The organism is Pseudomonas wayambapalatensis (assembly GCF_049942315.1).
Lineage (GTDB): Bacteria > Pseudomonadota > Gammaproteobacteria > Pseudomonadales > Pseudomonadaceae > Aquipseudomonas > Aquipseudomonas wayambapalatensis.
This window is the reverse complement of sequence record NZ_JBNFMU010000207.1, coordinates 64,549-90,691: the sequence shown is the minus strand read 5'-3', so window position 1 is coordinate 90,691 and position 26,143 is coordinate 64,549. Positions and strand designations below refer to the sequence as shown.

Genomic DNA, 26,143 nt, shown 5'->3' with positions numbered 1-26,143 from the left:
GACTTCTCCTTCGAGTGCATCGACAATGTCAAACTGGTGAGTGCGGTGCTCGAGTGTTGCCACGAGGGCTGGGGTGGTTTGTTGATCATCGGTGGGGCCGGCGCCGGCCAGGAAATCGCCACCCGTCCGTTCCAGTTGGTCACCGGCCGGGTCTGGCGCGGTTCGGCCTTCGGCGGCGTGCGTGGCCGCAGCGAGCTGCCAAGCTACGTGGAAATGTCCGAGAAGGGCGAGATCCCGCTGGACACCTTCATCACCCACACCATGGGGCTGGAGGACATCAACAAGGCCTTCGATCTGATGCATGAAGGCAAAAGCATCCGCAGCGTGATCCACTTCTGAGGTCTGCCATGAGCCTGGACAACATCTCCTGCCAGAAGAGCTTCGGCGGCTGGCACAAGCGCTACAAGCATCACTCCAAGGTGCTCGGCTGCGACATGGTGTTCGCTGTCTACCTGCCACCGCAAGCCGAGCAGGGCGAGAAACTGCCGGTGCTGTACTGGCTCAGCGGCCTGACCTGCACCGACGAGAACTTCATGCAGAAGGCCGGCGCCCAGCGCCTGGCCGCCGAGCTTGGCCTGATCATCGTCGCGCCCGACACCAGCCCGCGTGGCGAGCAGGTGCCCGGGGACCCGGACGGCGCCTGGGATTTCGGGCTCGGCGCTGGCTTCTACCTCAACGCCACCCAGCAGCCCTGGGCCCAGCATTACCGCATGCACGACTACGTGGTGCAGGAGCTACCGGCGCTGATCGAGGCGCATTTCCCTGCGTCCGATCAGCGTAGTATCAGTGGTCATTCGATGGGCGGGCATGGGGCGCTGGTCTGTGCCCTGCGCAACCCGGGGCGCTACCGATCGGTGTCTGCGTTCTCGCCGATCAGCAACCCGATGGATTGCCCGTGGGGTGAAAAAGCCTTCTCCCGCTACCTGGGTGAGGACCGCGCGCGCTGGCGTGAGTGGGATGCCAGCGTGCTGCTGGCCGAAACTCCGGCTGGCCAGTGTCCGCCGCTGCTGGTCGACCAGGGCGATCGCGACGACTTCCTCGACAAGCAGCTCAAGCCTGCAGCGTTGGAGCAGGCGGCGCGCAAAGGTGGGCATGAACTGACCCTGAGGTTGCAGCCAGGGTATGACCATAGCTACTACTTCATTGCCAGCTTCATCGATGAGCACCTGCGCCATCACGCGGTGGCGCTGGGGCGGGTGTAGTGTTGCAGGAGCGGCCCCAATAGCGGCCAAAGCAGGTAGAATCACGCCCTGACTCAATCAGGGCGTTTTTCTATGCGTATTGGCCACGGCTACGATGTGCACCGTTTCGCCGACGGTGATTTCATTACCTTGGGCGGGGTGCGTATTCCCCACAAATACGGCCTGCTGGCCCATTCCGATGGTGATGTGCTGCTGCACGCCCTGAGCGATGCCTTGCTTGGCGCAGCAGCGCTGGGCGATATCGGCAAGCATTTCCCTGACACCGATCCACAGTTCAAGGGCGCCGACAGCCGCGTGCTACTGCGTCATGTGGTGGCCGTCGTGCAGGCCAAGGGCTGGAAGGTGGGCAACGTCGACGCCACCATCGTCGCCCAGGCCCCGAAGATGGCGCCGCACATCGACACCATGCGTCGTTTCATCGCCGAGGACCTGCAGGTCGAGCTCGACCAGGTCAACGTCAAGGCGACCACCGAGGAGAAGCTCGGCTTCACTGGTCGGGAGGAGGGCATCGCCGTGCATGCGGTCGCCCTGCTGCTGTCAGCATGACCGAACTGGAACTGTTGGGCCCGCGCGCCAGCGGCGAGGCCCTTGGCCGCTCCGTGCTCAAGGCCGTCGCCGATGATTTTCAGGTCGATGAAGTGCTCGACATCCCCCTGTCCGGTCAAGGCGAACACCTGTGGCTGTGGGTCGAGAAGCGCGACCTGAACACCGAGGAAGCTGCCCGACGCCTGGCGCGCGCGGCCGGTGTGCCGGTTCGTGCTATCAGTTATGCCGGCCTGAAGGACCGTCAGGCCCTGACCCGGCAGTGGTTCAGCCTGCACCTGCCAGGCAAGGCCGATCCTGACCTGTCCCGTGCCGAAGACGACAGCCTGCGCGTGCTCAAACAGGTGCGTCACCAGCGCAAGCTGCAGCGTGGCGCACATTCGGCCAATGGCTTCACCCTGCGACTGACGGGCCTGAGCGCCGATCACCAGGCGCTGGACGCCCGTCTGGAACAGCTCAAGGTGCAGGGCGTACCGAACTATTTCGGTGCCCAGCGCTTCGGCCATGCCGGCGGGAACGTGCACGATGCGCTCGACTGGGCGGCCCGAGAGGCACTGCCGGAGCAGCGCAATGTGCGTTCGCGGCTGCTGTCTGCGGGGCGCAGCTACCTGTTCAACCAGGTACTGGCTGCGCGAGTGGCTGACGGAAGCTGGAACCAGGCGCAGGTTGGCGATCTTCTGGCCTTCACGGATAGCCGTAGCTTCTTTCCGGCTGGCGAGCAGGAATGCTCCGATCCTCGACTGACAATTCTCGACCTCCATCCCACCGGCCCCATGTGGGGCGCGGGCTTTCCGTCGAGCGCGGGCGGGACCGCGGCGCTGGAAACGGCGGTCGGCGAACGCCATCCTGCACTCTGCCAATGGCTGGGCAGGGCAGGACTGGATCACGAACGGCGCATCCTGCGGCTCCCTATTGGGCGGCTGACGTGGCATTATCCCGAGCCTGATATCCTGCAACTGGAATTCGTCCTTCCGGCCGGATGCTTCGCCACCGTGGTGGTGCGCGAACTTGTGGATCTGGTGCCGGCAGGGCAGACGGAAAGCCCATGCGTATTCTGATTTCCAACGACGACGGTGTTACCGCCCCCGGCCTCGCTGCGCTTCACGGTGCGCTGCAGGACTATGCCAAGTGCGTGGTGATCGCCCCGGATCAAGACAAGAGCGGCGCCAGCAGTTCGCTGACGCTCGACCGGCCCCTGCACCCGCAGGTGCTGGCCAACGGTTTCATCAGCCTCAACGGCACGCCCACCGATTGCGTGCACCTGGGGCTCAACGGCCTGTTGCCGGAAACGCCCGATATGGTCGTCTCCGGAATCAACCTGGGCGCCAACCTGGGTGACGACGTGCTGTACTCCGGCACGGTGGCCGCTGCATTGGAAGGCCGCTTTCTCGGCGGTACTTCGCTGGCGTTCTCATTGCTGTCGCGCCTGCCGGACAACCTGCCGACCGCCGCCCATATCGCCCGGCGCCTCGTCGAGGCGCAGTCGCGTCTGGAACTGCCGGCGCGTACCGTGCTCAACGTCAACATCCCCAACCTGCCGCTGGAGCATATCCGCGGAATACGCCTCACCCGCCTGGGGCACCGGGCACGTGCGGCCGCACCGACCAAGGTCGTCAATCCGCGTGGCAAGGAAGGGTACTGGATCGCTGTGGCCGGTGACGCCGAGGACGGCGGCCCGGGCACTGACTTCCATGCAGTGATGCAAGGCTATGTATCGATCACGCCGCTGCAACTGGATCGCACCTTCAACGATGCCTTCGAGCGCCTCGATGGCTGGCTGGAGGGGCTGCTTTGATGCGCGAACAGGATGATCTGCAGCGCCGTGGCGGCATCGGCATGACCTCCCAGCGTACCCGGGAGCGCCTGATCCAACGCTTGTATGAAGAGGGCGTGTCGAACAGCAAGGTGCTCGAGACCATTCGGCGCACCCCTCGCCACCTGTTCGTCGATGAAGCCCTGGCCCATCGGGCGTATGAAGATACTGCGCTGCCGATCGGCCATAACCAGACGATTTCCCAGCCATTCATGGTTGCGCACATGAGCGAACTGCTGCTGGAGGCCGGCCCGCTGGACAAGGTGCTGGAAATCGGCACCGGTTCTGGTTACCAGACGGCCATCCTGGCGCAGTTGGTCGAGCGTGTGTTTTCGGTCGAGCGGATCAAGGTGCTGCAGGATCGTGCCAAGGAGCGTCTGATCGAGCTCAACCTGCGTAACGTGGTGTTTCGTTGGGGCGACGGTTGCGAAGGCTGGCCGGCGCTGGCGCCTTACAACGGCATCATCGTCACCGCGGTGGCGCCGGAAGTCCCCCAGGCCTTGCTCGATCAATTGGCACCCGGCGGACGCATGGTGATTCCGGTAGGGGCGGCGGGCGAAGCACAGCAACTGTTGCTGATCGTTCGTGAGGAGCAGGGTTTCTCGCGCCGGGTGCTGGGCGCCGTACGCTTCGTGCCGCTGCTCAACGGGCCGCTGGCCTGAGGGCCGACGGAATATGTGCGCTGATAGCGAATTCTTGCGCCACGGGCTTGTCTATCTGGCGGGGTGAGGCGAACCCCGCCAGATAGACAAGCCCGTACGGGCCACCCAAGCGGGTCGGGCTCGGTTATAATTGAAACAATATTGCATATCGTCATATCCAGATTTCGGCACCATGAGGGGAGCGCGGGTGGGTCACACAATCATTCGGCAGCGCAAGGATCGGTCGGGTTTCAAGCTTCTGGTGATTGCGCTGGCCATGGGAACCTTGCTGGCGGGATGCTCCAGCACCGGCTCCAGTGGCGCTCGGGTGGTCGATCGCAACAACGCGGCTCCCAAGCGTCCGACCGTCACCTCGGGGCAGTATGTGGTCAAACCCGGTGATACCCTGTTCTCCATCGCCTTCCGCTACGGCTGGGACTACAAGGAGCTGGCCGCGCGCAATGGCATCGCGCCGCCCTACACCATCCGCCCAGGCCAGCCGATTCGTTTCAGCAGCGGCGCTGGGGGCACCACCACTGTAGTGTCGTCCGGTCCCTCGTCATCGAGCAGAACCACGGTCATTCGCCGCCCGGTTGGTACGCAGACCGCGCCAGCAACAAATAGCGACAAGTCGGCAACGCCTCCCCCTGCCACGACCGCTCCGACCGTCATCCAGGTGCCGGCCGCAGAGCGCGCGGTCGGGGGTTGGACTTGGCCGGCGAACGGCGTGTTGATTGGAAAATTCGCTTCAAACGGTAGTTTGAATAAAGGCATTGATATCGCCGGAGATTTGGGACAGCCTGTTTTTGCTGCATCTGATGGTGCGGTGGTTTACGCCGGGAGTGGCTTGAGGGGCTACGGCGAACTCATCATCATCAAGCACAATGATACCTACGTCAGTGCCTACGGCCACAACCGCAGGCTTATGGTTCGGGAGGGGCAGCAGGTCAAGGCAGGGCAGACGATCGCAGAAATGGGGTCTACGGGCACTGATCGGGTGAAGCTGCACTTCGAGATTCGCCGCCAGGGCAAACCCGTCGACCCACTCCAGTTCCTGCCACGCCGTTGATTGTTGCACCAGCCTGTTCCTGAAGACGTAAAGGGGACAGGCTTTAGCGCTGCCAGGGAATCAGGCGACGCTAGAGTCTGAGGTTCGAACTCAGCAAAGGACTATAACAATGGCTCTCAGCAAAGAAGTGCCGGAGTTTGACATCGACGATGACCTCCTCCTGATGGAGACAGGTATCGTTTTGGAAACGGATGTGGTGTCAGACGAACCTGCTGTACCTTCGGTTCGGACCAGGGCCAAAACGGGCTCATCGCTCAAGCAGCACAAGTATATCGACTACAGCCGTGCGCTCGACGCCACGCAGCTGTACCTCAACGAAATCGGTTTCTCGCCACTGCTTTCCCCGGAAGAGGAAGTGCACTTCGCGCGCCTGTCGCAGAAGGGCGACCCGGCCGGCCGCAAACGCATGATCGAGAGCAACCTGCGCCTGGTCGTGAAGATCGCCCGCCGCTACGTCAATCGTGGCCTGTCGCTGCTCGATCTGATCGAGGAGGGCAACCTGGGGCTGATTCGTGCCGTGGAGAAGTTCGACCCGGAGCGCGGCTTCCGTTTCTCGACCTATGCGACCTGGTGGATCCGCCAGACCATCGAGCGGGCGATCATGAACCAGACCCGCACCATTCGCCTGCCGATCCACGTGGTCAAGGAGCTCAACGTCTACCTGCGCGCCGCGCGTGAGCTCACCCAGAAGCTCGACCATGAGCCGTCCCCGGAAGAAATTGCCGGGCTGCTGGAAAAACCGGTAGCTGAGGTCAAGCGCATGCTTGGGCTCAACGAGCGTGTCTCCTCCGTCGACGTATCCTTGGGCCCGGATTCGGACAAGACGCTGCTCGACACCCTTACCGATGATCGCCCCACCGATCCGTGTGAATTGCTTCAGGACGACGACTTGTCCCAGAGCATCGACCAGTGGTTGGGCGAGCTGACCGACAAGCAGCGGGAGGTGGTGATCCGCCGCTTCGGCCTGCGTGGTCATGAGAGCAGTACACTTGAGGATGTTGGCTTGGAGATTGGCCTTACCCGTGAGCGGGTACGGCAAATTCAGGTGGAAGGGCTCAAGCGTCTGCGTGAGATTCTGGAGAAGAACGGCCTGTCCAGCGAGTCGCTGTTCCAGTAAGCCGGAATGCGCAACACAGAATGCCCCGACGACCTCGGGGCATTTTTTATGGCCTGGGAAATAGTTCAACCTGCTAGCGTTGTTGCTTAGCGTGTAAGAGATCGCTTACTCGTGGTGTAAGCCTTCGCTACCAACAAGAGTAAACAATTGCCTTTTTCAGTAATGATGTTTTCTTAACGTATTGAAATTATTGGTTTTTTTAGATGTTTGTAAGTGTGTCTGCTGTAGCATCTTGTTAGGTGCGTAGGTTGCTCCCGCTGGGGAAATCGCTAGTATCTGAAGTGTGCCGACGGACTGGCACAGGCTTTCAAGGATGATCGCCAAGGACATCGCAGGATGCGATTCATCAGGATGATGAATGGGACAAGCAGGGACTACGGAAAAAATGTGGGCGGGTCAAACCGCCCCTTTTTTTTGCCTACGATTTCTCCTCGCCCGGGCTTGCATGAGCCCGAATGCCAGGCACAAAAAAGGCCCTTGCGGGCCTTTTTTGTCACTGCAGCGGTCAGCGCTCCAGATCAGCGATCTTGCCTGGCTTGCCATCCCACTCTTCAGCGTCCGGCAGGGCATCCTTACGCTCGGTGATGTTCGGCCAGATCTCAGCCAGCTCGGCGTTGAGCTCGAGGAAGTTCTCCATCCCCGCAGGCACTTCGTCCTCCGAGAAAATGGCCTGTGCCGGGCACTCAGGCTCGCACAGCGCACAGTCGATGCACTCGTCCGGGTGAATGACCAGGAAGTTCGGGCCTTCGTAGAAGCAGTCCACCGGACAGACTTCCACGCAGTCGGTGTACTTGCATTTGATGCAGTTGTCGGTGACGACGAAGGTCATTTCTAATTTTCTCCTCAGGCGACGGCAGCGTGCCCTTCCTTCCAGGGCAGCGCGGTTCACGTTGGCTGCAGGCCAGGCTAATAACCTGCAGCTCCGGCAAACCGCGGCGGATTCTACCAGCTTGCGCGGCTGGCCGTTATAACAGGTTCTTCAGTTGATATAGCATTTCGATAGCTTGACGCGGTGTCATGTCGTCCAACGCCAGCTTGCCCAGCTTCTCGATGGCCGGGTGTGGCAGGCTGGCGAACAGGTCGCTCTGGTGTGGCACCTGCGGTTCGCCCTTGGCCTTGGTCACCGGCGCCTCGTGGGGCAGGCTGGCCTTTTCCAGGCGGCCGAGGTGCTCACGGGCGCGCAGGATGACTTGCGACGGCACACCCGCCAGTTGCGCCACTGCCAGGCCATAACTCTGGCTGGCAGGGCCTGGCAGCACATGGTGCAGGAACACGATGCGCTCGTTGTGCTCGGTGGCGTTCAGGTGCACGTTGGCCACCAGTGGCTCGCTCTCCGGCAGTACGGTCAACTCGAAGTAGTGGGTGGCGAACAGGGTGTAGGCGCGCAACTGTGCGAGACGTTCGGCGGCGGCCCAGGCCAGCGACAGGCCGTCGAAGGTACTGGTGCCGCGGCCGACTTCGTCCATCAGCACCAGGCTGCGATCGGTGGCATTGTGCAGGATGTTCGCGGTTTCGCTCATCTCTACCATGAAGGTCGAGCGGCCGCCGGCCAGGTCGTCGCTGGAACCGATGCGGGTGAAGATGCGGTCCACCAGCGACAGCTCACAGCGCGCTGCAGGCACGAAGCTGCCGATATGCGCCATCAGTACGATCAACGCAGTCTGGCGCATGTAGGTAGATTTACCGCCCATGTTCGGGCCGGTAATGATCAGCATGCGGGTGCTGTTGTCCAGGCCCAGGTCGTTGGCCACGAACGGCGTGGTCAGCACCTGCTCGACCACCGGATGGCGGCCCTGCTCGATACGCAGGCACGGCTCGTCGACGAAGCTTGGGCAGTTCAGGTCCAAGGTCAGGGCACGCTCGGCGAGGTTGCTCAGCACGTCCAGCTCGGCCAGGGCCGCAGCGCTGTCCTGCAACGGCGCAAGGTGGCTGATCAAGGTCTCGAGCAGCGCGTCGTAGAGCATTTTCTCCCGGGCCAGGGCGCGACTCTTGGCCGACAACGCCTTGTCTTCGAACGCCTTGAGTTCAGGCGTGATGAAGCGCTCGGCGCCCTTGAGCGTCTGGCGGCGGATGTAGTCGCCCGGCGCTTGCTCGGCCTGTTTGGTTGGCAACTCGATGAAATAGCCGTGCACACGGTTGTAGCCAACCTTGAGGTTGGCAAGCCCGGTACGGGCTTTTTCACGGGCTTCGAGGTCGATCAGGAACTGACCTGCGTTCTCGCTCATGGCCAGCAGTTCGTCGAGTTCGCTGTCGTACCCGGTCTTGAGCACGCCACCGTCGCGGATCACCGCAGGTGGGTTGTCGATGATTGCTCGCTCCAGCAGGCTGGCCAGCTCCGGGTAGGTGCCGGTGATGGCCGCCAGGCGGGCCAGGTGGGGCGCTTCGAGCTCGGCCATGGCGTTCTGCAGTTCGGGCAGGGCGCCAAGGGCATCGCGCAGGCGCGCCAGATCACGTGGGCGAGCGTTACGCAGGCCGATGCGGGCGAGAATCCGCTCGATATCACCGATTTCCTTGAGCTGCGGCTGCAGCTTCTCGAAACGGTAGCCGTCGAGGAAGCAGCGAATCGAATCCTGACGTGCCTGCAGCACTTTCAGGTCGCGCAGCGGGCGGTTCAGCCAGCGGCTCAGCAGGCGACTGGCCATGGCAGTCTGGCAGCGGTCGATGACTGACTGCAGCGTATTGTCGCGGCCGCCGGCCAGGTTGATGTCCAGCTCGAGGTTGCGACGGCTCGCGCCGTCGAGAATCACCGTGTCGTCCATGCGCTCATGGCGCAGGCTGCGCAGGTGCGGCAGGCTGGTGCGCTGGGTTTCCTTGGCGTAGGTCAGCAGGCAGCCGGCGGCGCCGATGGCCAGGGTCAGTTTGTCGCAGCCGAAGCCCTTGAGGTCCTGGGTTGCGAACTGTTGGCACAGGCTCTTGCGCGCCGAGTCACGATCGAAGTCCCACGGCGCCCGACGTCGCGCTCCAGGGCGTTTCTCTGCTGGCAGGCCCTGTGGCCAGTCGTCGGGAATCAGCAGTTCCACCGGGTTGATGCGCTCGAGTTCGGCGAGCAGGTTTTCCCAGCCCTTGATCTCCTGCACGGTGAAGCTGCCGCTGGTGATGTCCAGCACCGCCAGGCCGAACAGGCGTTCGTCACCCAGCAGGGCGGCGATCAGGTTGTCGCGGCGCTCGTCGAGCAGCGCCTCGTCGCTGACCGTACCTGGCGTGATGATACGCACCACCTGGCGCTCGACCGGGCCCTTGCTGGTGGCCGGGTCGCCGATCTGCTCGCAGATCACCACCGACTCACCGAGCTTGACCAGTTTGGCCAGGTAGCCTTCCAGCGAGTGGAACGGAATCCCGCACATGGGGATCGACTGGCCCGCCGACTGACCGCGCGCGGTCAGGGTGATGTCCAGCAGTTTCGCGGCTTTCTTCGCATCTTCGTAGAAGATTTCGTAGAAGTCGCCCATGCGGTAGAACATCAGCTGGTCTGGGTGCTGGTTTTTCAGCTTCCAGTATTGCTGCATCATCGGGGTGTGTGCGGAGAGATCAGACATTCAGGGCCTTGAAACAGGTGGTCTGGTGGCAATTTCGAAACCGGCAATGGTACAGGCTTTTTTTGCCTGCTGCAGGACACAAGGGCAGGGCATCGCTATGATTGGTCGATTTTCCGGGCAGCCCGAACACCGCGCGAGGAATTCCATGCCAAGGGTGGCGTTTTATCTGATGGTCGCAGGCTTGAGCCTGCCGTTACCGCTCATGGCGGCTGCACAGTGCCCGTTTCCGCAGGGCATGCAGGCCTCGCTAGAGGCTTCGCGGCATGTGGTCCAGGCACGGGCTGGCGGGACACCACGGGAGCAGTTGCTGCAGGGGATACCGGCCAGGCTGGACGAGCCGACCCGCCAGTTGCTGCGCGAGATCGTGGCCGAAGTCTATGACAATGAACCGGTGCAGGCCGATGTGTATGCGGCCTACCGCTTCGAGCACTGTTTCCTGTCGCAGCAGCATGCCGATACGGTCGCTGCAATCCAGTTCAGCGACGCGTTGCCGTTGCTGCGCAAGTGCGAGCAGATCGAGCCCCAGGGCGCGCGTCCGCCTTGTGCGATGCGGGCAGTGCATACGGTGACGGGTATCCCTGAATGATCGCAGGTTCGGGGTGTGTTGCATGCATTTGCATTTCCCATCGATCTGCAGCAATATGCATTTTATGCAAAAGCGCAACGTAGCCACTGTACTCAGAGAACTGCTCGATCGCCACGGCCTGTCCCCGACGGAGCTGCACCGGCGCACGGGCGTACCGCAATCCACCCTGTCTCGGATCCTTAGCGAGAAAATTGTCGATCCGTCAGACAAGCATGTCTCCAGAATCGCCGATTACTTCGGCGTGAGCACCGATCAGTTGCGTGGCCGCATGGAGTTGGGGGAGTCCCGCGAGGTGCAGCCCATGCATGGTCATGTGGACCTGAGCGACATCAGCCTGTGGGACGATGAAACCCCCGTCGAGGATGACGAGGTGTCCGTTCCATTTCTTCGAGAGGTCGAATTGGCAGCAGGATCAGGAAGATTCGTCATCGAGGAAAGCGAGCGCGCGCGCCTGCGTTTCGGCAAGCGCAGCCTGCGCCACAATGGTGTGCAGTTCGACCAGGCCAAGTGCGTCACGGTGCGCGGCAACAGCATGCTGCCAGTGCTGCGCGATGGCGCGACGGTCGGCGTCAACACCGGCAAATGTGCCATTGGCGATATCATCGATGGCGATCTCTACGCCATCAACCACAATGGCCAGCTGCGGGTGAAGCAGGTCTATCGCCTGCCCACCGGCATACGCCTGCGCAGCTTCAACCGTGATGAACACCCCGACGAAGACTACAGTTTCCAGCAGATGCAGGAAGAGCAGATCAGCCTGCTCGGGCATGTCTTCTGGTGGGGCATGTACGCACGCTGACCCGCAAATCCGCTGGATAAAAACCCGCTTCGGCGGGTTTTTTCATGCATACGAAGTATCCCCGCCTCCCGTCTTGCATCCCCCGCCGCCTCAAACCATACCGGGCCTACAAAATTTTAGGCTCTCTGAAAAGCCCTACAGGCCATACCCGACAAGGCCTTCATGCATTTAAGCAACTCCTCATGCATAAATATTTTCAAAAATGCATTGACTGCATATGCATCAATGCATAGCCTGTATCTCAAGCCGGACAGCAACCGGTTGTTACACAGGCAGCGATGAACAGGCCTTGACTGTTCAGAGGGTTGGCAACTGGCCCGGGTGTGCAGCGTAAAGCACCACGATCAGTTATCCGGCGGGCAGGGGGCCGCGGTCGGAGTCACCAATTTGAAGCGGAACCGGCCGGTGTCACCAGATGTGACCGACGGTTCGACAACGCATTACTGAAGGGCCTGCACGGACGGGCCTTTTGGAATGCCGCGTTACACGGCAAGGGATCCACCGGCACTCGTCGGTGGCCATGACACAGGAGACAGGACAGTGACGAACGAGCAACAGGCGTTGCTGGAGATGCCGCTCTGGCTGGTGATCGTCCTGGCATTGCTGGGAGGGCTTTCCGGTGAGATGTGGCGGGCCGACAAGGCCGGCGCCCGAGGTTGGTCGCTGCTACGGCGGCTGGCGCTGCGCTCGGGGGCTTGCATGGTGTGTGGGGTGTCGACAGTGATGCTGCTGTATGCCAGCGGCATGTCGATCTGGAGCGCTAGCGCCTTCGGGTGCCTGACCGCCATGGCGGGGGCCGATGTAGCCATCGGCCTCTATGAACGCTGGGCAGCCAGGCGCCTTGGTTTGAAGGACGAACGATAGGAGTGCGGCACATGAGCGAACTGGCCACCTTGCATGCGGCATTGACCGCAACGATTCGAGAGGCGATTCCGGAACTGGCATCGGTTGATGCCTATACGGAAGCAGGAAATACCCCGGCATTGCCGGCATTGCGCCATGGCATCGTGCGCATGACTGCCGATGCTGCGCCCAGGGATGGACGCTCGGTGCTGGTCACCACCTTCGAGGCGGACATCACCCCCGATGCCGCCAACCCCGAGGCACGCCTGCAGGGCAGCGTGCTGGCTGCACAACTGATGGACCTGTTGCGCCAGCAGCTATGGGGGCTCGACTTCGTTGAGCCGAGCCGCAACGTACGGGCTTTCTTCGCCGGTGCTGGCTGGCGCGTGCGCTGGGACCAGCCAGTGCTGTTGGGCGAACTGCAATGGCATTGGCCCGACCAGCCGCCGGGCAGCCTCAGGCTGGGCTTCAGTCCAGACACGGGGCCCGGTAATGAAAGCCAGTACATCGCCCCGGAGGACCTGGCATGAGCTATGTCAGTGCCACGCATGACCGCATGCTCGCCACCCTGGTGATTCCCTGCCGCGTGGTGGCGGTGGACTTGGCCGCTGCGCGGGTCAGGGTGTCCGACGGTGGCGGCTGGACCAGCGCCTGGGTGCGCTGGCATGCCCAGGCGGCCGGCAAGGCCCGGCACTGGCGGGCGCCCAGCCTGGGTGAGCAGGGCGTGTTGCTCAGCCCCAGTGGCGACCCGGCGCAAGGTACTTTTTTTGCCGGGCTGTATGGCAATGCCGGCCTCCCGCCAGACAACCGCGAGCATGCCGAGGTCTGGCGCTTCGATGACGGCGGTTCGCTGACCTACGACTGGCAGGCCCGGCGCTATGACATCGAACTACCCAGCGGCAACGCGCGCATCAAGGTCGGTGCCAGCACCCTGGTGGTCAGTGATGGCGCGATCACCCTCGAGGCCTCGAGCATCACCCTGACCGGCAAGGTCACGGTCAACGGCCCGCTGACTGTCAGCGGCGACATCAACGGCGGCGGGCGGATCATCGATACCGCCGGCAACACGCCCAACCACAAACACTGAACCCAGCCCGCCATCGCGGGCTTTTTAATGCCAGGAGAACGCAATGGATACCCATCAACGCGCCCGGGATTTTCCGGGAGACGCGTCATGATCGGCCTGGACCGTCGCACCGGCCTGCCATTGGCCGGGATCGCTCACCTGCGCCAATCCATCGAGGACATCCTTACCACCCCACTGGGCAGCCGTCGCATGCGTCCGGAATACGGCAGCCAGTTGCGCCGCTATGTCGACCTGCCCGTCAACGAAGGCTGGAAGAGTGCGGTACAGGCAGAGGTCGCTCGCGCCCTTGGGCGCTGGGAGCCGCGCTTGCAACTGGAGCGGGTGAAGGTCGTAGCCGTGCTCGACGGCCAGGTCAGCCTGGCCCTGAGCGGCCGTTATCTGGGCGATGACGCGCTGGTGGAGGTGAGCGTATGAGTCAGGTAGACCTGTCCAAACTGCCCGCCCCGCAACTGCTCGAGGATCTGGATTTCGAAGCGCTGTACGAAGCCGACCTCGAGACCTTTCGTGCACATATGGGCGATGGCTGGACGGCACAGTTGGAAAGCGATCCGGTCACCAAGCTGCTCGAGGTCGGCGCCTACCGAAAGCTGCTCAACCGGGCACGCATCAATGATGCTGCGAAGGCCTTGTTGCTCGCCTATGCCCAGGGTCGCGACCTTGACCAACTGGCGGCCAACGTTTCGTTGCAGCGTCTGGTGATCCAGGCCGCCGACCCCACCACCGTTCCACCCACCGAGGCGATTCTCGAATCCGACGACGCCCTTCGCGAACGTGTGCAACTGGTCTATGAAGGCCTGACCACCGCCGGCCCGCGCAACAGTTACATCCTCCACGCCCGCAACGCCTCGGGACGGGTCGCCGACGCGACCGCCGAAAGCCCGTCGCCGGCGGTGGTCGATGTCACGGTGCTGAGCATCGATGACGACGGTGTCGCGCCCCAGGCGCTGCTCGACGAGGTCAACGCCTACCTCAACGACGAGGACATCCGCCCGGTCGCCGACCGGGTCAATGTGCGCAGCGCCCAGGTGCTGCCATACCGGATCGACGCCGTGCTGCACATGGCCGACAACGGTCCCGAGTACGAGGCCATCCTCAGCGAATGCCGGCGTCGTTTGCAGGCCTGGATCAACCCGCGGCGCCGCCTGGGTGTCGAGGTCGCCCGCTCTGGCATCGACGCCCAGTTGCACATCGACGGCGTCAGTCGGGTCGAGCTGATCGACTGGACCGACATCCGCCCGAGCAAGGCCCAGGCTGCCTGGTGCACAGGCTTCGACCTCAAGCGCGGAGGCTGACATGCACAGCCTTCTGCCGCTCAACCGCACCCCGCTGGAGCGGGCCATCGAAACGGCTGGCGACGAAGACCTCAAGGTCACCCTGCGCCAGCTCTACAACCCCGACACCTGCCCCGCGCACCTGCTCTACCAGCTGGCCTGGGCCTGGTCGGTGGATCGCTGGGACGACAGCTGGAGCGACACCGTCAAGCGCTCGGTGATCCGCTCAGCATTCTTCGTCCACGCCCGCAAAGGCACCCTCGGCGCCCTCAGGCGGGTGGTCGAGCCGTTCGGCTACCTCATTGAGGTGGAGGAGTGGTGGCAGGCCCAGCCTGCCGGGGTGCCGGGGACTTTTGCGCTGAAGGTGGGCGTAGAGGACAGCGGCATTGACGAACAGACCTACCAGGAACTGACACGCCTGATCGAGGACGCAAAGCCGGTCAGTCGACACCTGATCGGACTGGATATCAGCCTCGAGACCTTCATCCGCGCCTATCAGGCAGTCGCCTTGAACGAGGGCGAACTACTGGAAGTTTATCCCTGGGAGGCTGCAGATATCGAAGTGCGTCTGGACGCTTTCAACCTGGTTAACGACCACACCCTGGACTTATTGGACATCTACCTAAATGGCTAACTCGACCACTCAATTCGGTGGGTTCCTGACCAACATCGGTATTGCCCAGCAGGCCAACACGGCTGCGCTGGGCCTGCCCTGGAACATCACCCACATGCTCATCGGCGATGCCGGCGGTGAGCCCTCGCAAACCCCCGACCCGACACCGAAGCCAACCCAGACCGCTCTGGTACGCCAAGTCTATCGGGCGCAACTCAACGCGCTCTATCCATCACCTGCCGATCCGGGTGTGCTGGTGGCAGAGCTGGTGTTGCCTCCCGAGATCGGCGGCTGGTGGATTCGCGAACTGGCGCTGGAGGATGCCAATGGCAACCTGATCGCCATTGCCAAACCTGCACCGAGCTACAAGCCTTTGCTGGCGCAAGGGTCCGGGCGAACCCAGACCATCCGCATGCACGTAGTCTTCGGTAACGTCGCCAACGTCAATCTCAAGATCGACCCGAGCATCGTGCTGGCCACTAGGGACTATGTGGACAAGGCGCGCGAAGCCGCCGAGCTGTATGCACGTAATCAGCTCAAAGCCCATGTGGAAGCCGCCGACCCGCATCCCCAGTACCTGCGTCGGGCCGACGCTGCGAAGGATTCAGGCCCGTTGGCCTGGCTGGGCGACGCCAAGGGCAGCGCTGACGCCCTGGTGCTCGAACTGAAGAGCAGCGAGTCCGCACTGACAGCTTATGCCGCAGGTCAGCGCTTCCAGTTCAAGGCCACAGCGACCAACACGGGAGCGGTTACTGTGCGCGTCAACGGACTCGCCGCCGTGCCCGTCAAGAAGGCCGGCACAGCTGGTCTGGTCGACCTGGTGGGGGGCGATATTCGCGCTGGCGCCTTGTACGACCTCAACCATGACGGTACCTACTTCCAGCTTGGCGGCGGTGTCGGCGCGGGCAAGGCGTTCGAGCGCTATTCGTTCGAGGCCTCGGTCGGGCAGACGATATTCGAGGTCGCACACACCGTTGGAAGTACCATCGTCCTGCGCAACGGGCGTGAGGTCACTGATTACCTGTCCGATGGGCAACGCATCACCTTCATGGCACCTTGCACGCTCGGTGAGTCGGTGGAAATTCTCGCATTCAGCGCGTTCCAGTCTGCCAACACCTACACCAAGGCCGAGATCCAGGCACTGTTGAAGACAGCTTCGGCATTGCCGGTCGGCACCATGCTGCCATTTCCACGCGGTACGGTGCCTGCAGGCTTCCTTGAAGTCGATGGCAGTACCCAGAGCGCCGCGGTCTATCCGGATCTTGCTGCTTATTTGGGCGGCGCGTTCAACAAAGGGAACGAGCAGAGCGGATTCTTCCGGTTGCCGGATTCTCGGGGTGAGTTCTTGCGGGGGTGGGACCATGGGCGGGGGGTAGATGTCGGGCGTGGCCTTGGCAGCTTCCAGGACGAGTCGTTCAAGTCTCACGAGCACAAAGACGTTGGCTTTATTGATAACGTCGGGGCCGGGCCTGGTGCCAGCGGCGTTTCGGGCGCCACCGGCCCTGTAACCACAATATTCGGCAAAGGGTACGGCAGTAGCGCCTCCTCCACGGCGAAAGCCTACAAGGAAACAACCCCAGGTTCGCTGAATGGATCGATTGCCGGTTTGATTTCTGGCAGCACTGGCGGAGCTGAAACACGACCTCGAAATCTGGCTGTCATTTGGTGCATCAAGGCCTGGAATGCGCCGGTCAACCAAGGGCAGATTGACGTAGCGGCGCTTGTTGAAGAGTTGGCCAAGTTGCGATCCGCGATGCCGGTCGGTGCCATCGTGCCATTCCCGATAGCCACGCCACCTGCGGGGTATCTGGAGCTGGACGGAAGTTTACAAAGCAGTGCCGGTTATCCGGATCTTGCGACCTATCTGGGCGCAGCCTACAACAAGGTCGGTGATCCCGCCGGTTACTTCCGCCTTCCGGACTACCGCGGTGAGTTTCTGCGTGGCTGGGACCATGGGCGCGGTGTGGATGCTGGGAGGGGAATGGGTTCTTATCAGGACGATGCCTTGCAGAACCTTGTTGGATCGCTTGGCATGCGTGGTGGTACGGGCACCGGGCTTGGAGTGCTGGGAGGTACCTCAGGCGTATTTACCGGCTCCTACGCCGAGTCGTCGCCAGCAAATACCATCACCCGTGACCCAAACTCTGCCGCTGCCAGTGATGTGGCTCGCTTCGATGCCTCCAAAGTGGCAAGGACAGCAGCAGAAACCCGTCCTCGTAACCTTGCGGTGATGTGGTGCATCAAAGCGTGGAATGCGCCGATCAATCAAGGGCAGATCGACGTCGCCGCGTTGGCTGCGCTAGCGACAGAAGGAAGTGAAACCACCTCCGGCACCTTGCGTATCGCATCGCGGGCCGAGGTCAATGCTGGCGTTGTAGACAACGCCGCAGTGTCCCCCCGGAAAATACGCTGGGGCTTTTCCATGCAGTTTGGCGCCAACGGCTACTTGATGCTGCCCACTTGGCTCGGAGGTTTGATCCTCCAGTACGGTTCAAGCGTTAACACCACCGAAAACGCGGATGTCAGCTTTCCGTTGGCTTTTCCAAATCGCTGTTTTTGGGTAGGCGCCTATGACAATACCCAGCCTGGTGGTACCACGCGTACCTTCTGGCAGTTCCGAGGGCTCAGTAACACGGGAATGAACGTGCTGAACATTGGCTCCTACACCAAGGGTTCGGTGGGCTGGGGCAACCCCACACTTTCCGCCTGCCCCTATTTTGCTATTGGTTACTGAGGCAATACTGCATGAAGCGCTATTACAGCAAAACCACAGGCACTACCTATTTGGAAGGTATCCACGCTGACATCCCAATGGATGCCGTAACGATTTCTGAAGACTTGTTTCGGGAGATAATTTGCAATCCTCCGCCAGACAAGTTCCGTGCCCATGACCAGCACGGCCTACCCGTTCTCGTCGACCCTCCCGCGCCCACGCTTGAGCAGTCTTCGAATGCCGAGCGTGTATGGCGAAACCTGCAACTGCAAACGAGTCAATGGCTTGTGGCCAGGCATGTCGAGCAGCAGGAGTTGAACCTCGCCCCAACACTGACGCCTTCTCAGTTCGCTGAGCTTCTGCGCTACCGGCAGGCGTTGAGAGAGTGGCCTGAGTCTGAAGGCTTCCCCGATGACTCCCTGCGTCCGCTGACACCTTCGTTCGTCGAGTCCGAATCCGCAGCAAGTTGATTCGCAAAAATCATCGGGATTCGTAGCTTCCTCTTGCACGGGGAATGTCCACTTCGAACCAGATACCCCAAGGCCCCGCATCCGCGGGGCCTTTTCATTTCATCCGCAAACCTGGAGTAACCCTACATGAGTGGATTCTTCCACGGCGTCACCGTAACCAACGTAGACACCGGCGCCCGCAACATCGCACTGCCGTCGTCCTCGATCATCGGCCTGGTCGACACCTTCACCGAAGGTGCCGGTGTCACGGCCAAGGCCAACGACCTCGTCCTCATCACCAGCGAGCGTGAAGCCGTGGCCGCCTTCGGCGCCGATGCGGCGATCACCAAGGCCTGTCGTGCCATCTACAGCCGCGCCAAGGCGGTCATCGTCGCCTGCGGCGTGGCAAAGCTCGAAGAGGCGGCCGAGCAGACCGCGGCGATCATCGGCAACGTGCTCGCTGACGGCAAGCGCACCGGCCTGCAGGCACTGCTCGACGGCAAGAGCCGTTTCAACGCCCAGCCGCGCCTGCTGGTCGCGCCCAAGCACAGCGCCACCCAGGCGGTCGGCACCGCGCTGGTGGCACTGGCCGACAAGCTGCGCGGCATCGCCATCATCGACGGCCCTGGCACCACTGACGAAGCCGCGCTCGCCTACGCCAAGAACTTCGGTGCCAAGCGCGCCTTCCTGGTCGATCCGGGCGTGCGCTACTTCGACACCGTCGCCGAGGCCACCGTGGATGCGCCAGGTTCGGCCTGGGTCGCCGGCCTGTTCGCCTTCACCGATCGCGAGTACGGCTTCTGGGCCTCGCCGTCGAACAAGGAGTTCGTCGGTATCACCGGCACCAGCCGCCCGGTGGAGTTCCTCGATGGCGACGACAGCTGCCGCGCCAACCTGCTGAACAACGCCAACATCGCCACCATCATTCGCGATGACGGCTTCCGCCTGTGGGGCAACCGCACCCTGTCCAGCGATCCGAAGTGGGCCTTCGTCACCCGCGTGCGGACCATGGACATCGTCATGGACGCGATCCTCTACGGCCACAAGTGGGCCGTCGATCGCTCCATCACCGCCACCTACGTCAAGGACGTCACCGAAGGCCTGCAGGCCTTCATGCGCGACCTGAAGAACCAGGGCGCGATCATCAACTTCGAGGTCTTCGCCGATCCGGAGTTGAACACCGCCAGCCAACTGGAGCAGGGCAAGGTGTACTGGAACATCCGCTTCACCGACGTACCGCCTGCCGAAAACCCCAATTTCCGCGTCGAAGTCACCAACCAGTGGCTGACCGAAGTCCTCGATTCCGCCGCTTAAGGAGCGCATCTACATGGCAATGATTCCCGAAACCCTGGCCAACCTGAACCTGTTCGTCGACGGTGTGAGCTTCCAGGGCGATGTACCCAGCCTGACCCTGCCCAAGCTGACCCTGAAGATGGAGGAGCATCGTCCCGGTGGCATGGACATGCCGGTCGAGATGGACCTGGGCATGGAGAAACAGGAAGCGGCCTTCACCACCACCGGCGTGCGCCGCGAGTCGCTGAAGTTCTTCGGCCTGGCCGATGGCACGGCCTTCAACGGCACGTTCCGTGGCGCTTTCAAGGGCCTCAAGGGCCAGATCAATCCAGTCATCGTCACCCTGCGCGGCTCGCTCAAGGAAATCGACATGGGCGACTGGAAATCCGGCGACAAGGCCGAGATCAAGCACAGCGTCGCGCTCAGCTACTACAAGCTGGAAGTTGACGGTCGCCTGGTCTACGAGATCGATGCCCTGGGCATGAAGCGGGTGATCGACGGTGTCGACCAACTGGCGGCGCAGCGTACTGCGCTGGGCCTGTAAGGGAGGTGCATATGGCTCAGAAAAACCGCCAGCCCCAGTGGCTGAACCTTGCAGCCGACCGCGTCACGGTGCGTTTGTCGCGTCCGAGCGAGGCCAATGGCGTTCAGGTCGACAGCCTGACGTTGCGGGCCCCGACGGTGCGTGACATGCGCAACGCCCAGGCCGGCGGCGCCAGCGACGACGAGCAGCGCGAGCTGAACCTCTTCGCCTCGCTGGCCGAAGTCGGCATCAAGGACCTCGAAGGCCTCACCCTTAAGGACTACGGCCGCTTGCAGGCCGGGTATTTTCGCCTGGTGCAGGACGACGAGGTTTGACCCGACCCGGCAGAAGGCCGCCGCAAGGCGGCTGGCCAAGGAGCTGAATTTTTCCGCGAGCGAAATCATGACTATGTCGTTCAGCGACATGGTCTGGTGGCTTTCGGATTGAGAGGATTAACGGATGGCGAACAAATCAGGGATTGCCCTGGGGGAAGCCGTCGCATCTGGCTCGGCTTTCCCTGGCGCGCTCGATGACTATCGCGCCAGGTTTACCGATCATTGGGCGCCTTACGGCAAGGCGCTGCAATCGTTTTCATCACCGCTGGATATCTGGCGACCAGGCCCGTATCCATCGGTCGTGCCACAGCTGTCGAACTGGCAAGGACCCAATCCGGCACTGGAGCACCAGCCGTTACCCTTGGCTGAACAGGGATGGCGCGCATCCAACTCACCCCCGTTCGAGTTGCCCGCTCAGATCGTACATGCGTACCCCCAGCCTCGGCTGCGCGCAGATTCAACTCCCCGGATCAACGCGGATGCACCTGAAGCTCGACAAGGGGTGGTGTCGGGGGAGGGCGAAGCAGTTTCGTCAGCCTCTGCTGATCCCACACCGAGCCGAGCCACTGCCCGTACCCGAGCAGGGGCTGCGGCCAAGGAGGCTGCCTCTGCAACCAAGTTGGATTTGGGGTTGAAGCTCTTCCACACCGCTTCCACCGCCACCACGGCGAAGGAGCAGGCAGTGGGCTATCTCAGTGCGGTTGGGTCGGCAGTCGGTACCATAGGCGGCAAGGCCTTGGGGGCGGCGGTGCCGCGCTGGGGCACGATGGTCTCGGAGGTGGGCGGCGTTGCCTTCGGTATGGCCGGCGACAAGCTGGGCGCCTGGGCTGGCGAGCGGGTCACGAACCCTGCATCGGCTACAGCCAAGGACAAACCGCCATCAACGCCGGTATCGACTCAGTCGAAACCTGACGCGGATCCTTATTCGACGCTGTCTGGCTCAGTCAGGGACGCGCTTACGACTGCTGCGGTGGTGGGCGGGGGTTATGCCAGCTGGGAGGTACTCAAGCAGCGTTACACCAACCCAGGGGCTGTCGCTGGGACCGCCAAGGGCGTCGCAGAGAACCTCAAGGCATTGAAAATACCCCTTGCTTCGATGTTCATCGAGGCTGGTGCAAAGGCGGCCTATACCTATGGCACGGCGCAAACCCGTGAAGAAAAGTGGAGCGGTTATGGCGGCGCGGCAGGGGGCCTGATTCTTGGTGGCGCCCTGGGTGCCGCCGGATCGTTGCTGGGTCCGATCGGTACCACGATAGGGATGTCGGTCGGCAACTTTGTGGGCGATCAGGTTGGGTCGGCGGTAGGCAAATATTTGGCCACCCAGTACCAAGAGCCTGCCTCCACAGAGCAGCCGGTACGGCGCGGGCTGCCGGCCAAGGCGAGCGGGACGGCAAAGGAGCAGAGCCCGGAGCGTGCCAGGTCGTCAGGACCGCCGTCTCCTCTTCGGCCGGCGGGGCTTATGGCGCAGTTTGCAACCGCCGCAAGCGTTTCATCGCAACGGCGGCCTTCGATGTTGACTAGGCCGAAGCCGGGTTCGACTGCTGACACTGCCGGCATGGACAAGGCTCTCGTCAGGGATCTGTTGAGACGTCCTGTGGATGAGGGGAGGGCGCCAAGTGCGGCGGCCAAGCACCGGGTTGCAGGCGCCATCGCTGAGCCTCGTGCATGGCCTCCGGCGATTCCTGGTCTTTCGTTGGTCCCCGGTATCGTGCCTTCTCCCAGATTCGAAAGTCCTGGCGCCAGCGTTGCGCCCGCTGCCATAAAGGTCGAGCTCCCTCGATCGCCTCAGAAGCCGTCAAGGCCGGCTGCTGTACTGGGGTTGCCGAAGGTTGTGGTGCAGGCCTCAGCGTCTGGACGTTCAGCTGTAATGGACAAGCTCGCAGTAGAGGTGCAGATACCAGCCGCGCAGTTGTCGGTGCCGCCGCAAGCCAGCGTCCTGCCAGATGCTCCGCCGCAAGCCCCGGCCCAACCGGTGATTACCAGCGGGGCAGGCCAGCCCTTCAACTTCACCACCAACATCCCCATCACGCTGCAAGGCGCCGCTGTTGCACACGACCAACTCGCCACCGACCTGGAACTGGCTGTGCGCCGGGTACTGGAAGAACGGCAAAGAGCTGATGAAGCGCGTCTGGCAGACCCTCTACGACAATTTTGAACCGGAGGGACATTCATGACCTACCTGGAGCAGTTGCAGGCCGCACTGCATGCACTGGTCAAGGCGGGCGAGGAGGGGCGTCGGCGTGCCGGCGCCATGCTCGACCCGATGAACCAGGCCGTGGACCACGTCAAGGAAGCCGCGGCCGAACTCGAAGCATTGCCCTGGATCGGACCGGCCATCGGCCAGCGCCTGCAACGTACCCTGCGTGCCATCGACTCGGCACAAGGGCGTGTCAACAAAGTGATTGCCCGCTACGACAAGACCGTCGACGAGGTGCGCAAGGTGCAGGAGCGTGTCGAGGTCTTTTCCGAGCACCTGGGCAAGGCCGGCGCGGCGATCCGCAAGGTGGTGGGCGATGCCCGCGCAGTGGCAAGCGGGGTACTCGTCACCTTCGGCTTCGCGCCGCGGACAACGCCGGCCGCCGAAGCGATCAAGCCATTTGCGCACCTGCTGGTGTTGCAACCGCTGAAGGCCAATGCAACACCGTACTACTTCAACCTCGATACCGCCGCGTTCGACCAGTTGCGTCGCCAGACCCGTTTCCGCTGGGCTGCCCAGGAGCGCCTGAGCCGTGACAGCGCGCAGCAGGCTGTCGGCCAGGGCGAGGAGACGATCAGCATCCGTGGTGCGATCTTCCCTGCGTTCAAGGGCGGACTTGGCCAGTTGCAGACCCTGCGCAGCATCGGTCGCCAGTTGCTGCCCCTGAGCCTGACCACCGGTTACGGCGAGGTGCTCGGCAATTGGTGCCTGACCAGTATCGATGAAGACCAGAGCAATCTGCTGGCAGGCGGTATTCCACGCAAACAGGGTTTTTCACTGGAGTTCACCCGCTATGGCGAAGACCTGCAAAACGTCTGACGGCGACCTGCTCGACACCCTCTGCCAGCACTACTACGGCCACCTCAACCGCACGGTCGAAGCCGTACTGGAGGCCAATCAAGGGCTGGCCGACGAAGACCAGCCGCTGCGTGCCGGCGTGATGATCCTGCTGCCCGACCTACCCACTGCCACGGTCAGCAGCGTGCAGCTCTGGGACTGAACGCAGGCTTGTTTCCACACCGACAACGGAGGCATGAGTCATGCAACCCGTCTTCAGCATCAAGGCCGATGGCAAGGACATCACCGCGCTGATCAACGACCGCCTGCTGCTGCTGCGCACCACCGACAAACCCGGCATGGAGTCGGATACGTTCGAGCTGCGCATCGATGCCCGCGACGGCGCCCTGGCCTTGCCGCCTCGCGGCGCGGTGCTGGAGGTGCACCTGGGGTACGCCGGGCAGCCGCTCACGCTGCTGGGGCGCTTCACCGTCGATGAAGTCGAGCTGTCCGGGCCGCCGGATACGCTGGTTATCCGCGGCAAGGCCAGCGACCTGTGCGGCAGTGGCAGAACCATCCGCAGCGGCAGCTGGGAGAATGTTCCGCTGCAACGCATCATCGCCGAGATTGGCGCGCGCAACGGCTGGCAGGCGATCTGCCCGGTCACCCTGAACGTGCCGCGTATCGACCAGTACAACGAATCGGACTTCAACTTCATCACCCGTCTGGCTCGTCAGTACGACTGCACTGGCAAGCTCGCCAACGGCCAGTTGCTGGTACTGCCGCGCCAGGGCGGGCAGAGCGCCAGCGGCAAGACGCTGGGGCTGGTGACACTGCGGCGCGGCGACGTCAGCCAGTGGCAGTTTCGCCTGGACGACAAGGCCACCCGCAAGGCCGTGCGCACCCGTCACCAGGACAGTGCCAGCGGTGAGCTAAAGGTGGTCGAGCTGGGCAACGACGCAGGCTCCGAGAGCCAGCGTCCTGTCCATACCGACCGCCACCTGTACCCCAATCGCGCCGCCGCCGAACAGGCTGCCCGCGCACGCTTGGCCAGCTTCAACCGCGAGACGGCCAGCGTGCGCCTGGACATGCCCGGGCGCACTGACCTGTTCGTCGAACGCAGCATCGAGGTGAGTGGTTTTGTCGACGGGCTAGACGGCCAGTACCTGATCGACTCGGTCGAGCAAGTGTTCACCGGGTCCGGCTGGCGGACCACCGTGCAGTGCAACGGTGGCAAGACGGGCAAGGCCGGGAACGCGGGGCGTGCAGCGGACAAGGCCGCCACCCTCAAGGCCTAGGCCTTTTCGACAAGGAGTATCTTCATGCAATCGAGTTTCAACCCGGATGCGATCCAGGTGCTGGACGACCTGCTGAGCCCACAGGAGCTGTCCATGCTCGCCCAGCGGCTGGCCGGCCCTGTGTGGCGTTTCGGCTGGGCGCAGCACTACGGCGTATTGGATCGACCGTGCTGGCATGCCTTCATTGCCGGCAGCGCACGCGAACAACGACAGGACTGCGAGCAGGAACTGCGTGAGCGCGCCGGCTGGACGTTCCTGGCCGATTGGTGGGCTGGCTTCAAGGACAGCCATCTGCCGCAGGCAACGTTGCTTGGGGTCTACGCCAATGGCCAGACCAGCGGCCAGGACGGCCCTATCCACCGCGACAACCGCCCGGATGAGCCGGGCAAGACCCTGGTCATGTTCTGCAACGAACACTGGGCTACGGCCTGGGGCGGCGAGCTGCTGTTCTTCAACGCCGCCAAGACCGATGTAATCAAGGCCGTACTGCCCAAGCCCGGGCGAATCGTGCTTTTCGACGGACGCATTCCCCATAGCGCCAGATCGCCCACCGCAAGCTGCAATCGCTTGCGTGTGAGCCTGGCTTTCAAGACCCTCATCAAGGAGTAGATAACCATGGCTGGAACAGTCGAACTGATCGTCGGCTATGTCGACAAGGCGGCGGGCACCGGTGCAGCCGGCACGTCGCTGATCGATCAGTACAATAGCGACAAGGAGGGCTTCGCCCTGGTCAACCAGAGCACCCAGACGGTTGCGACAGTGGCTGGCGTGACTTCCATGGTCAAGCTGACAGCCGGCTTCACGCCGTTCCTGAGCGTGACCACCAACACGCTGGCCGCGACCACCGTGTTCGTCAAGATCACTGCGGAGTACCGCACCGAGCAACCGTTCAACACCGGCGATGTCATCAGTTTGGTAGGCAACGTTGCCGGCGTGGTCGGCGGTATTGCCCTGCTGGCCGGGTTCGGCCCTGCCGCGGCCTTGTTCACAGCGGTCGGTATTGGCGCCAACGTCTCGGGCATCATCACCTCCGACGTCAGGAACAACCTCTACCAGTCGCTGGTGAAACCGGTTTGGGAGCAGTATTTCAGCGCTAATCCCCAGGCCAGCTACCCCGACTACTGGGTGGCACCGGACCTGAAACTGGCCACGCTCGCCGAGCTGGGCGCCTACTACGCCGATCGTATTGCTACCACTCACTGGGATCCGGCAACGGGGGCGGTGGCGCTGTCCAGCGACAGCCGTGCCGTCTATGAAGAAGGGGCGGCGGCTGGCGGCGGGGGAGGGGGCTATGTTGAAGGAGGCAGCTCCGGTACGGCACCTGTGGTCTACCCTGATCTGCCGGACGCCTGGATCGATATCGGTCCGATCGAGATCGTGAACCCGGGTGATGTGTACCTGGGCAGCGATCAATACCACCGCTGAGGTTCGTGGTAGG

The 26,143-nt window shown here is 62.7% G+C and carries 28 protein-coding genes and 1 pseudogene; 27 read left to right on the top strand and 2 right to left on the bottom strand.

Features of this window, described 5'->3' with window-relative positions:
• The 8 genes and pseudogenes from ACPZMI_RS17970 to rpoS all read left to right on the top strand — a co-directional run.
• Positions 1-339: pseudogene (locus ACPZMI_RS17970) on the top strand (S-(hydroxymethyl)glutathione dehydrogenase); the annotation flags it as partial.
• 8 nt (positions 340-347) lie between these two features.
• A complete protein-coding gene (gene fghA, locus ACPZMI_RS17965; protein ID WP_186667221.1) occupies positions 348-1,202 on the top strand; it encodes an S-formylglutathione hydrolase in 855 nt (284 codons plus the stop codon).
• Between the two features lie 72 nt (positions 1,203-1,274).
• On the top strand, positions 1,275-1,748 hold the full coding sequence (gene ispF / locus ACPZMI_RS17960; protein WP_426352756.1) for a 2-C-methyl-D-erythritol 2,4-cyclodiphosphate synthase: 474 nt from the start codon (positions 1,275-1,277) through the stop codon (positions 1,746-1,748).
• Positions 1,745-2,803: a tRNA pseudouridine(13) synthase TruD gene (gene truD / locus ACPZMI_RS17955; RefSeq protein ID WP_426352755.1), complete on the top strand. Its 1,059-nt coding sequence runs from the start codon at positions 1,745-1,747 to the stop codon at positions 2,801-2,803. Before ispF ends, truD begins: the two co-directional genes overlap by 4 nt.
• Entirely contained in the window at positions 2,791-3,540 is a 750-nt protein-coding gene (gene surE / locus ACPZMI_RS17950) for a 5'/3'-nucleotidase SurE (RefSeq protein ID WP_186667218.1), read from the top strand. Before truD ends, surE begins: the two co-directional genes overlap by 13 nt.
• A 41-nt stretch (positions 3,541-3,581) precedes the next feature.
• Positions 3,582-4,220, top strand: a complete 639-nt coding sequence (locus ACPZMI_RS17945; RefSeq protein WP_186667345.1) for a protein-L-isoaspartate(D-aspartate) O-methyltransferase — start codon at positions 3,582-3,584, stop codon at positions 4,218-4,220.
• A 187-nt stretch (positions 4,221-4,407) separates the two neighbouring features.
• Entirely contained in the window at positions 4,408-5,268 is an 861-nt protein-coding gene (locus tag ACPZMI_RS17940) for a peptidoglycan DD-metalloendopeptidase family protein (RefSeq protein ID WP_186667217.1), read from the top strand.
• Positions 5,269-5,377: 109 nt separating this feature from the next.
• On the top strand, positions 5,378-6,385 hold the full coding sequence (gene rpoS / locus ACPZMI_RS17935) for an RNA polymerase sigma factor RpoS (RefSeq protein WP_054891052.1): 1,008 nt from the start codon (positions 5,378-5,380) through the stop codon (positions 6,383-6,385).
• Between the two features lie 505 nt (positions 6,386-6,890).
• On the opposite strand, the gene fdxA is transcribed toward rpoS, so the two are convergent.
• On the bottom strand, positions 6,891-7,214 hold the full coding sequence (gene fdxA / locus ACPZMI_RS17930; protein WP_012315871.1) for a ferredoxin FdxA: 324 nt from the start codon (positions 7,212-7,214) through the stop codon (positions 6,891-6,893).
• A 136-nt stretch (positions 7,215-7,350) separates the two neighbouring features.
• Positions 7,351-9,921 (bottom strand): DNA mismatch repair protein MutS, encoded by a 2,571-nt coding sequence (gene mutS / locus ACPZMI_RS17925; RefSeq protein ID WP_186667216.1) that lies wholly within the window; start codon positions 9,919-9,921, stop codon positions 7,351-7,353.
• A 145-nt stretch (positions 9,922-10,066) separates the two neighbouring features.
• Here mutS and ACPZMI_RS17920 point away from each other — a divergent pair, with 145 nt between their 5' ends.
• The 19 genes from ACPZMI_RS17920 (at position 10,067) to ACPZMI_RS17830 (ending at position 26,130) form a co-directional block, all read left to right on the top strand.
• The gene (locus ACPZMI_RS17920; protein WP_426352754.1) at positions 10,067-10,507 is read left to right on the top strand and encodes a hypothetical protein; all 441 of its coding nucleotides are present in this window, start codon (positions 10,067-10,069) and stop codon (positions 10,505-10,507) included.
• Positions 10,508-10,571: 64 nt separating this feature from the next.
• Complete coding sequence (locus ACPZMI_RS17915) at positions 10,572-11,306, top strand: LexA family transcriptional regulator (protein WP_426352753.1); 735 nt, start codon at positions 10,572-10,574, stop codon at positions 11,304-11,306.
• Positions 11,307-11,846: 540 nt separating this feature from the next.
• On the top strand, positions 11,847-12,170 hold the full coding sequence (locus tag ACPZMI_RS17910) for a phage holin family protein (RefSeq protein WP_054891048.1): 324 nt from the start codon (positions 11,847-11,849) through the stop codon (positions 12,168-12,170).
• An 11-nt stretch (positions 12,171-12,181) separates the two neighbouring features.
• Complete coding sequence (locus ACPZMI_RS17905; protein ID WP_186667214.1) at positions 12,182-12,679, top strand: hypothetical protein; 498 nt, start codon at positions 12,182-12,184, stop codon at positions 12,677-12,679.
• A complete protein-coding gene (locus tag ACPZMI_RS17900; RefSeq protein WP_411383118.1) occupies positions 12,676-13,236 on the top strand; it encodes a phage baseplate assembly protein V in 561 nt (186 codons plus the stop codon). The genes ACPZMI_RS17905 and ACPZMI_RS17900 overlap by 4 nt, the downstream gene beginning before the upstream one ends.
• Positions 13,237-13,323: 87 nt before the next feature.
• Positions 13,324-13,650 carry a GPW/gp25 family protein gene (locus tag ACPZMI_RS17895; protein WP_186667212.1) on the top strand — a complete coding sequence of 109 codons (327 nt, stop codon included), beginning with the start codon at positions 13,324-13,326 and terminating at the stop codon, positions 13,648-13,650.
• Positions 13,647-14,528, top strand: coding sequence for a baseplate assembly protein (locus ACPZMI_RS17890; protein ID WP_065862268.1), 882 nt, complete (start codon positions 13,647-13,649; stop codon positions 14,526-14,528). The genes ACPZMI_RS17895 and ACPZMI_RS17890 overlap by 4 nt, the downstream gene beginning before the upstream one ends.
• A 1-nt stretch (position 14,529) precedes the next feature.
• The gene (locus ACPZMI_RS17885) at positions 14,530-15,141 is read left to right on the top strand and encodes a phage tail protein I (RefSeq protein ID WP_426352752.1); all 612 of its coding nucleotides are present in this window, start codon (positions 14,530-14,532) and stop codon (positions 15,139-15,141) included.
• Positions 15,134-17,854: a phage tail-collar fiber domain-containing protein gene (locus tag ACPZMI_RS17880; protein ID WP_426352751.1), complete on the top strand. Its 2,721-nt coding sequence runs from the start codon at positions 15,134-15,136 to the stop codon at positions 17,852-17,854. The genes ACPZMI_RS17885 and ACPZMI_RS17880 overlap by 8 nt, the downstream gene beginning before the upstream one ends.
• Positions 17,855-17,865: 11 nt before the next feature.
• Entirely contained in the window at positions 17,866-18,303 is a 438-nt protein-coding gene (locus ACPZMI_RS17875) for a phage tail assembly chaperone (protein ID WP_426352750.1), read from the top strand.
• Positions 18,304-18,429: 126 nt separating this feature from the next.
• Positions 18,430-19,596: a phage tail sheath subtilisin-like domain-containing protein gene (locus tag ACPZMI_RS17870; protein WP_063545901.1), complete on the top strand. Its 1,167-nt coding sequence runs from the start codon at positions 18,430-18,432 to the stop codon at positions 19,594-19,596.
• A 13-nt stretch (positions 19,597-19,609) separates the two neighbouring features.
• A complete protein-coding gene (locus ACPZMI_RS17865; protein ID WP_065862264.1) occupies positions 19,610-20,119 on the top strand; it encodes a phage major tail tube protein in 510 nt (169 codons plus the stop codon).
• Positions 20,120-20,130: 11 nt separating this feature from the next.
• Positions 20,131-20,433, top strand: coding sequence for a phage tail assembly protein (locus ACPZMI_RS17860; protein ID WP_426352749.1), 303 nt, complete (start codon positions 20,131-20,133; stop codon positions 20,431-20,433).
• Positions 20,434-20,557: 124 nt separating this feature from the next.
• Positions 20,558-22,588: a hypothetical protein gene (locus tag ACPZMI_RS17855; RefSeq protein WP_426352748.1), complete on the top strand. Its 2,031-nt coding sequence runs from the start codon at positions 20,558-20,560 to the stop codon at positions 22,586-22,588.
• Between the two features lie 15 nt (positions 22,589-22,603).
• Positions 22,604-23,449, top strand: a complete 846-nt coding sequence (locus ACPZMI_RS17850; RefSeq protein ID WP_426352747.1) for a phage tail protein — start codon at positions 22,604-22,606, stop codon at positions 23,447-23,449.
• Positions 23,424-23,630 carry a tail protein X gene (locus ACPZMI_RS17845; RefSeq protein WP_063545897.1) on the top strand — a complete coding sequence of 69 codons (207 nt, stop codon included), beginning with the start codon at positions 23,424-23,426 and terminating at the stop codon, positions 23,628-23,630. Before ACPZMI_RS17850 ends, ACPZMI_RS17845 begins: the two co-directional genes overlap by 26 nt.
• A gap of 40 nt (positions 23,631-23,670) precedes the next feature.
• Entirely contained in the window at positions 23,671-24,705 is a 1,035-nt protein-coding gene (locus ACPZMI_RS17840; RefSeq protein ID WP_426352746.1) for a phage late control D family protein, read from the top strand.
• Positions 24,706-24,729: 24 nt separating this feature from the next.
• The gene (locus ACPZMI_RS17835) at positions 24,730-25,314 is read left to right on the top strand and encodes a 2OG-Fe(II) oxygenase (protein WP_186718885.1); all 585 of its coding nucleotides are present in this window, start codon (positions 24,730-24,732) and stop codon (positions 25,312-25,314) included.
• A 6-nt stretch (positions 25,315-25,320) separates the two neighbouring features.
• On the top strand, positions 25,321-26,130 hold the full coding sequence (locus ACPZMI_RS17830) for a hypothetical protein (protein ID WP_426352745.1): 810 nt from the start codon (positions 25,321-25,323) through the stop codon (positions 26,128-26,130).
• Positions 26,131-26,143 lie beyond the last annotated feature (13 nt).

Bases quoted from the DNA above. Each gene is read 5' to 3' on its own strand.
- fghA (WP_186667221.1), top strand. From the start codon at position 348: ATGAGCCTGGACAACATCTCCTGCCAGAAGAGCTTCGGCGGCTGGCAC.
- ispF (WP_426352756.1), top strand. From the start codon at position 1,275: ATGCGTATTGGCCACGGCTACGATGTGCACCGTTTCGCCGACGGTGAT.
- truD (WP_426352755.1), top strand. From the start codon at position 1,745: ATGACCGAACTGGAACTGTTGGGCCCGCGCGCCAGCGGCGAGGCCCTT.
- surE (WP_186667218.1), top strand. From the start codon at position 2,791: ATGCGTATTCTGATTTCCAACGACGACGGTGTTACCGCCCCCGGCCTC.
- ACPZMI_RS17945 (WP_186667345.1), top strand. From the start codon at position 3,582: ATGACCTCCCAGCGTACCCGGGAGCGCCTGATCCAACGCTTGTATGAA.
- rpoS (WP_054891052.1), top strand. From the start codon at position 5,378: ATGGCTCTCAGCAAAGAAGTGCCGGAGTTTGACATCGACGATGACCTC.
- fdxA (WP_012315871.1), bottom strand. From the start codon at position 7,214: ATGACCTTCGTCGTCACCGACAACTGCATCAAATGCAAGTACACCGAC.
- mutS (WP_186667216.1), bottom strand. From the start codon at position 9,921: ATGTCTGATCTCTCCGCACACACCCCGATGATGCAGCAATACTGGAAG.
- ACPZMI_RS17920 (WP_426352754.1), top strand. From the start codon at position 10,067: ATGCCAAGGGTGGCGTTTTATCTGATGGTCGCAGGCTTGAGCCTGCCG.
- ACPZMI_RS17915 (WP_426352753.1), top strand. From the start codon at position 10,572: ATGCAAAAGCGCAACGTAGCCACTGTACTCAGAGAACTGCTCGATCGC.
- ACPZMI_RS17905 (WP_186667214.1), top strand. From the start codon at position 12,182: ATGAGCGAACTGGCCACCTTGCATGCGGCATTGACCGCAACGATTCGA.
- ACPZMI_RS17900 (WP_411383118.1), top strand. From the start codon at position 12,676: ATGAGCTATGTCAGTGCCACGCATGACCGCATGCTCGCCACCCTGGTG.
- ACPZMI_RS17895 (WP_186667212.1), top strand. From the start codon at position 13,324: ATGATCGGCCTGGACCGTCGCACCGGCCTGCCATTGGCCGGGATCGCT.
- ACPZMI_RS17890 (WP_065862268.1), top strand. From the start codon at position 13,647: ATGAGTCAGGTAGACCTGTCCAAACTGCCCGCCCCGCAACTGCTCGAG.
- ACPZMI_RS17885 (WP_426352752.1), top strand. From the start codon at position 14,530: ATGCACAGCCTTCTGCCGCTCAACCGCACCCCGCTGGAGCGGGCCATC.
- ACPZMI_RS17880 (WP_426352751.1), top strand. From the start codon at position 15,134: ATGGCTAACTCGACCACTCAATTCGGTGGGTTCCTGACCAACATCGGT.
- ACPZMI_RS17875 (WP_426352750.1), top strand. From the start codon at position 17,866: ATGAAGCGCTATTACAGCAAAACCACAGGCACTACCTATTTGGAAGGT.
- ACPZMI_RS17870 (WP_063545901.1), top strand. From the start codon at position 18,430: ATGAGTGGATTCTTCCACGGCGTCACCGTAACCAACGTAGACACCGGC.
- ACPZMI_RS17865 (WP_065862264.1), top strand. From the start codon at position 19,610: ATGGCAATGATTCCCGAAACCCTGGCCAACCTGAACCTGTTCGTCGAC.
- ACPZMI_RS17860 (WP_426352749.1), top strand. From the start codon at position 20,131: ATGGCTCAGAAAAACCGCCAGCCCCAGTGGCTGAACCTTGCAGCCGAC.
- ACPZMI_RS17855 (WP_426352748.1), top strand. From the start codon at position 20,558: ATGGCGAACAAATCAGGGATTGCCCTGGGGGAAGCCGTCGCATCTGGC.
- ACPZMI_RS17850 (WP_426352747.1), top strand. From the start codon at position 22,604: ATGACCTACCTGGAGCAGTTGCAGGCCGCACTGCATGCACTGGTCAAG.
- ACPZMI_RS17845 (WP_063545897.1), top strand. From the start codon at position 23,424: ATGGCGAAGACCTGCAAAACGTCTGACGGCGACCTGCTCGACACCCTC.
- ACPZMI_RS17840 (WP_426352746.1), top strand. From the start codon at position 23,671: ATGCAACCCGTCTTCAGCATCAAGGCCGATGGCAAGGACATCACCGCG.
- ACPZMI_RS17835 (WP_186718885.1), top strand. From the start codon at position 24,730: ATGCAATCGAGTTTCAACCCGGATGCGATCCAGGTGCTGGACGACCTG.
- ACPZMI_RS17830 (WP_426352745.1), top strand. From the start codon at position 25,321: ATGGCTGGAACAGTCGAACTGATCGTCGGCTATGTCGACAAGGCGGCG.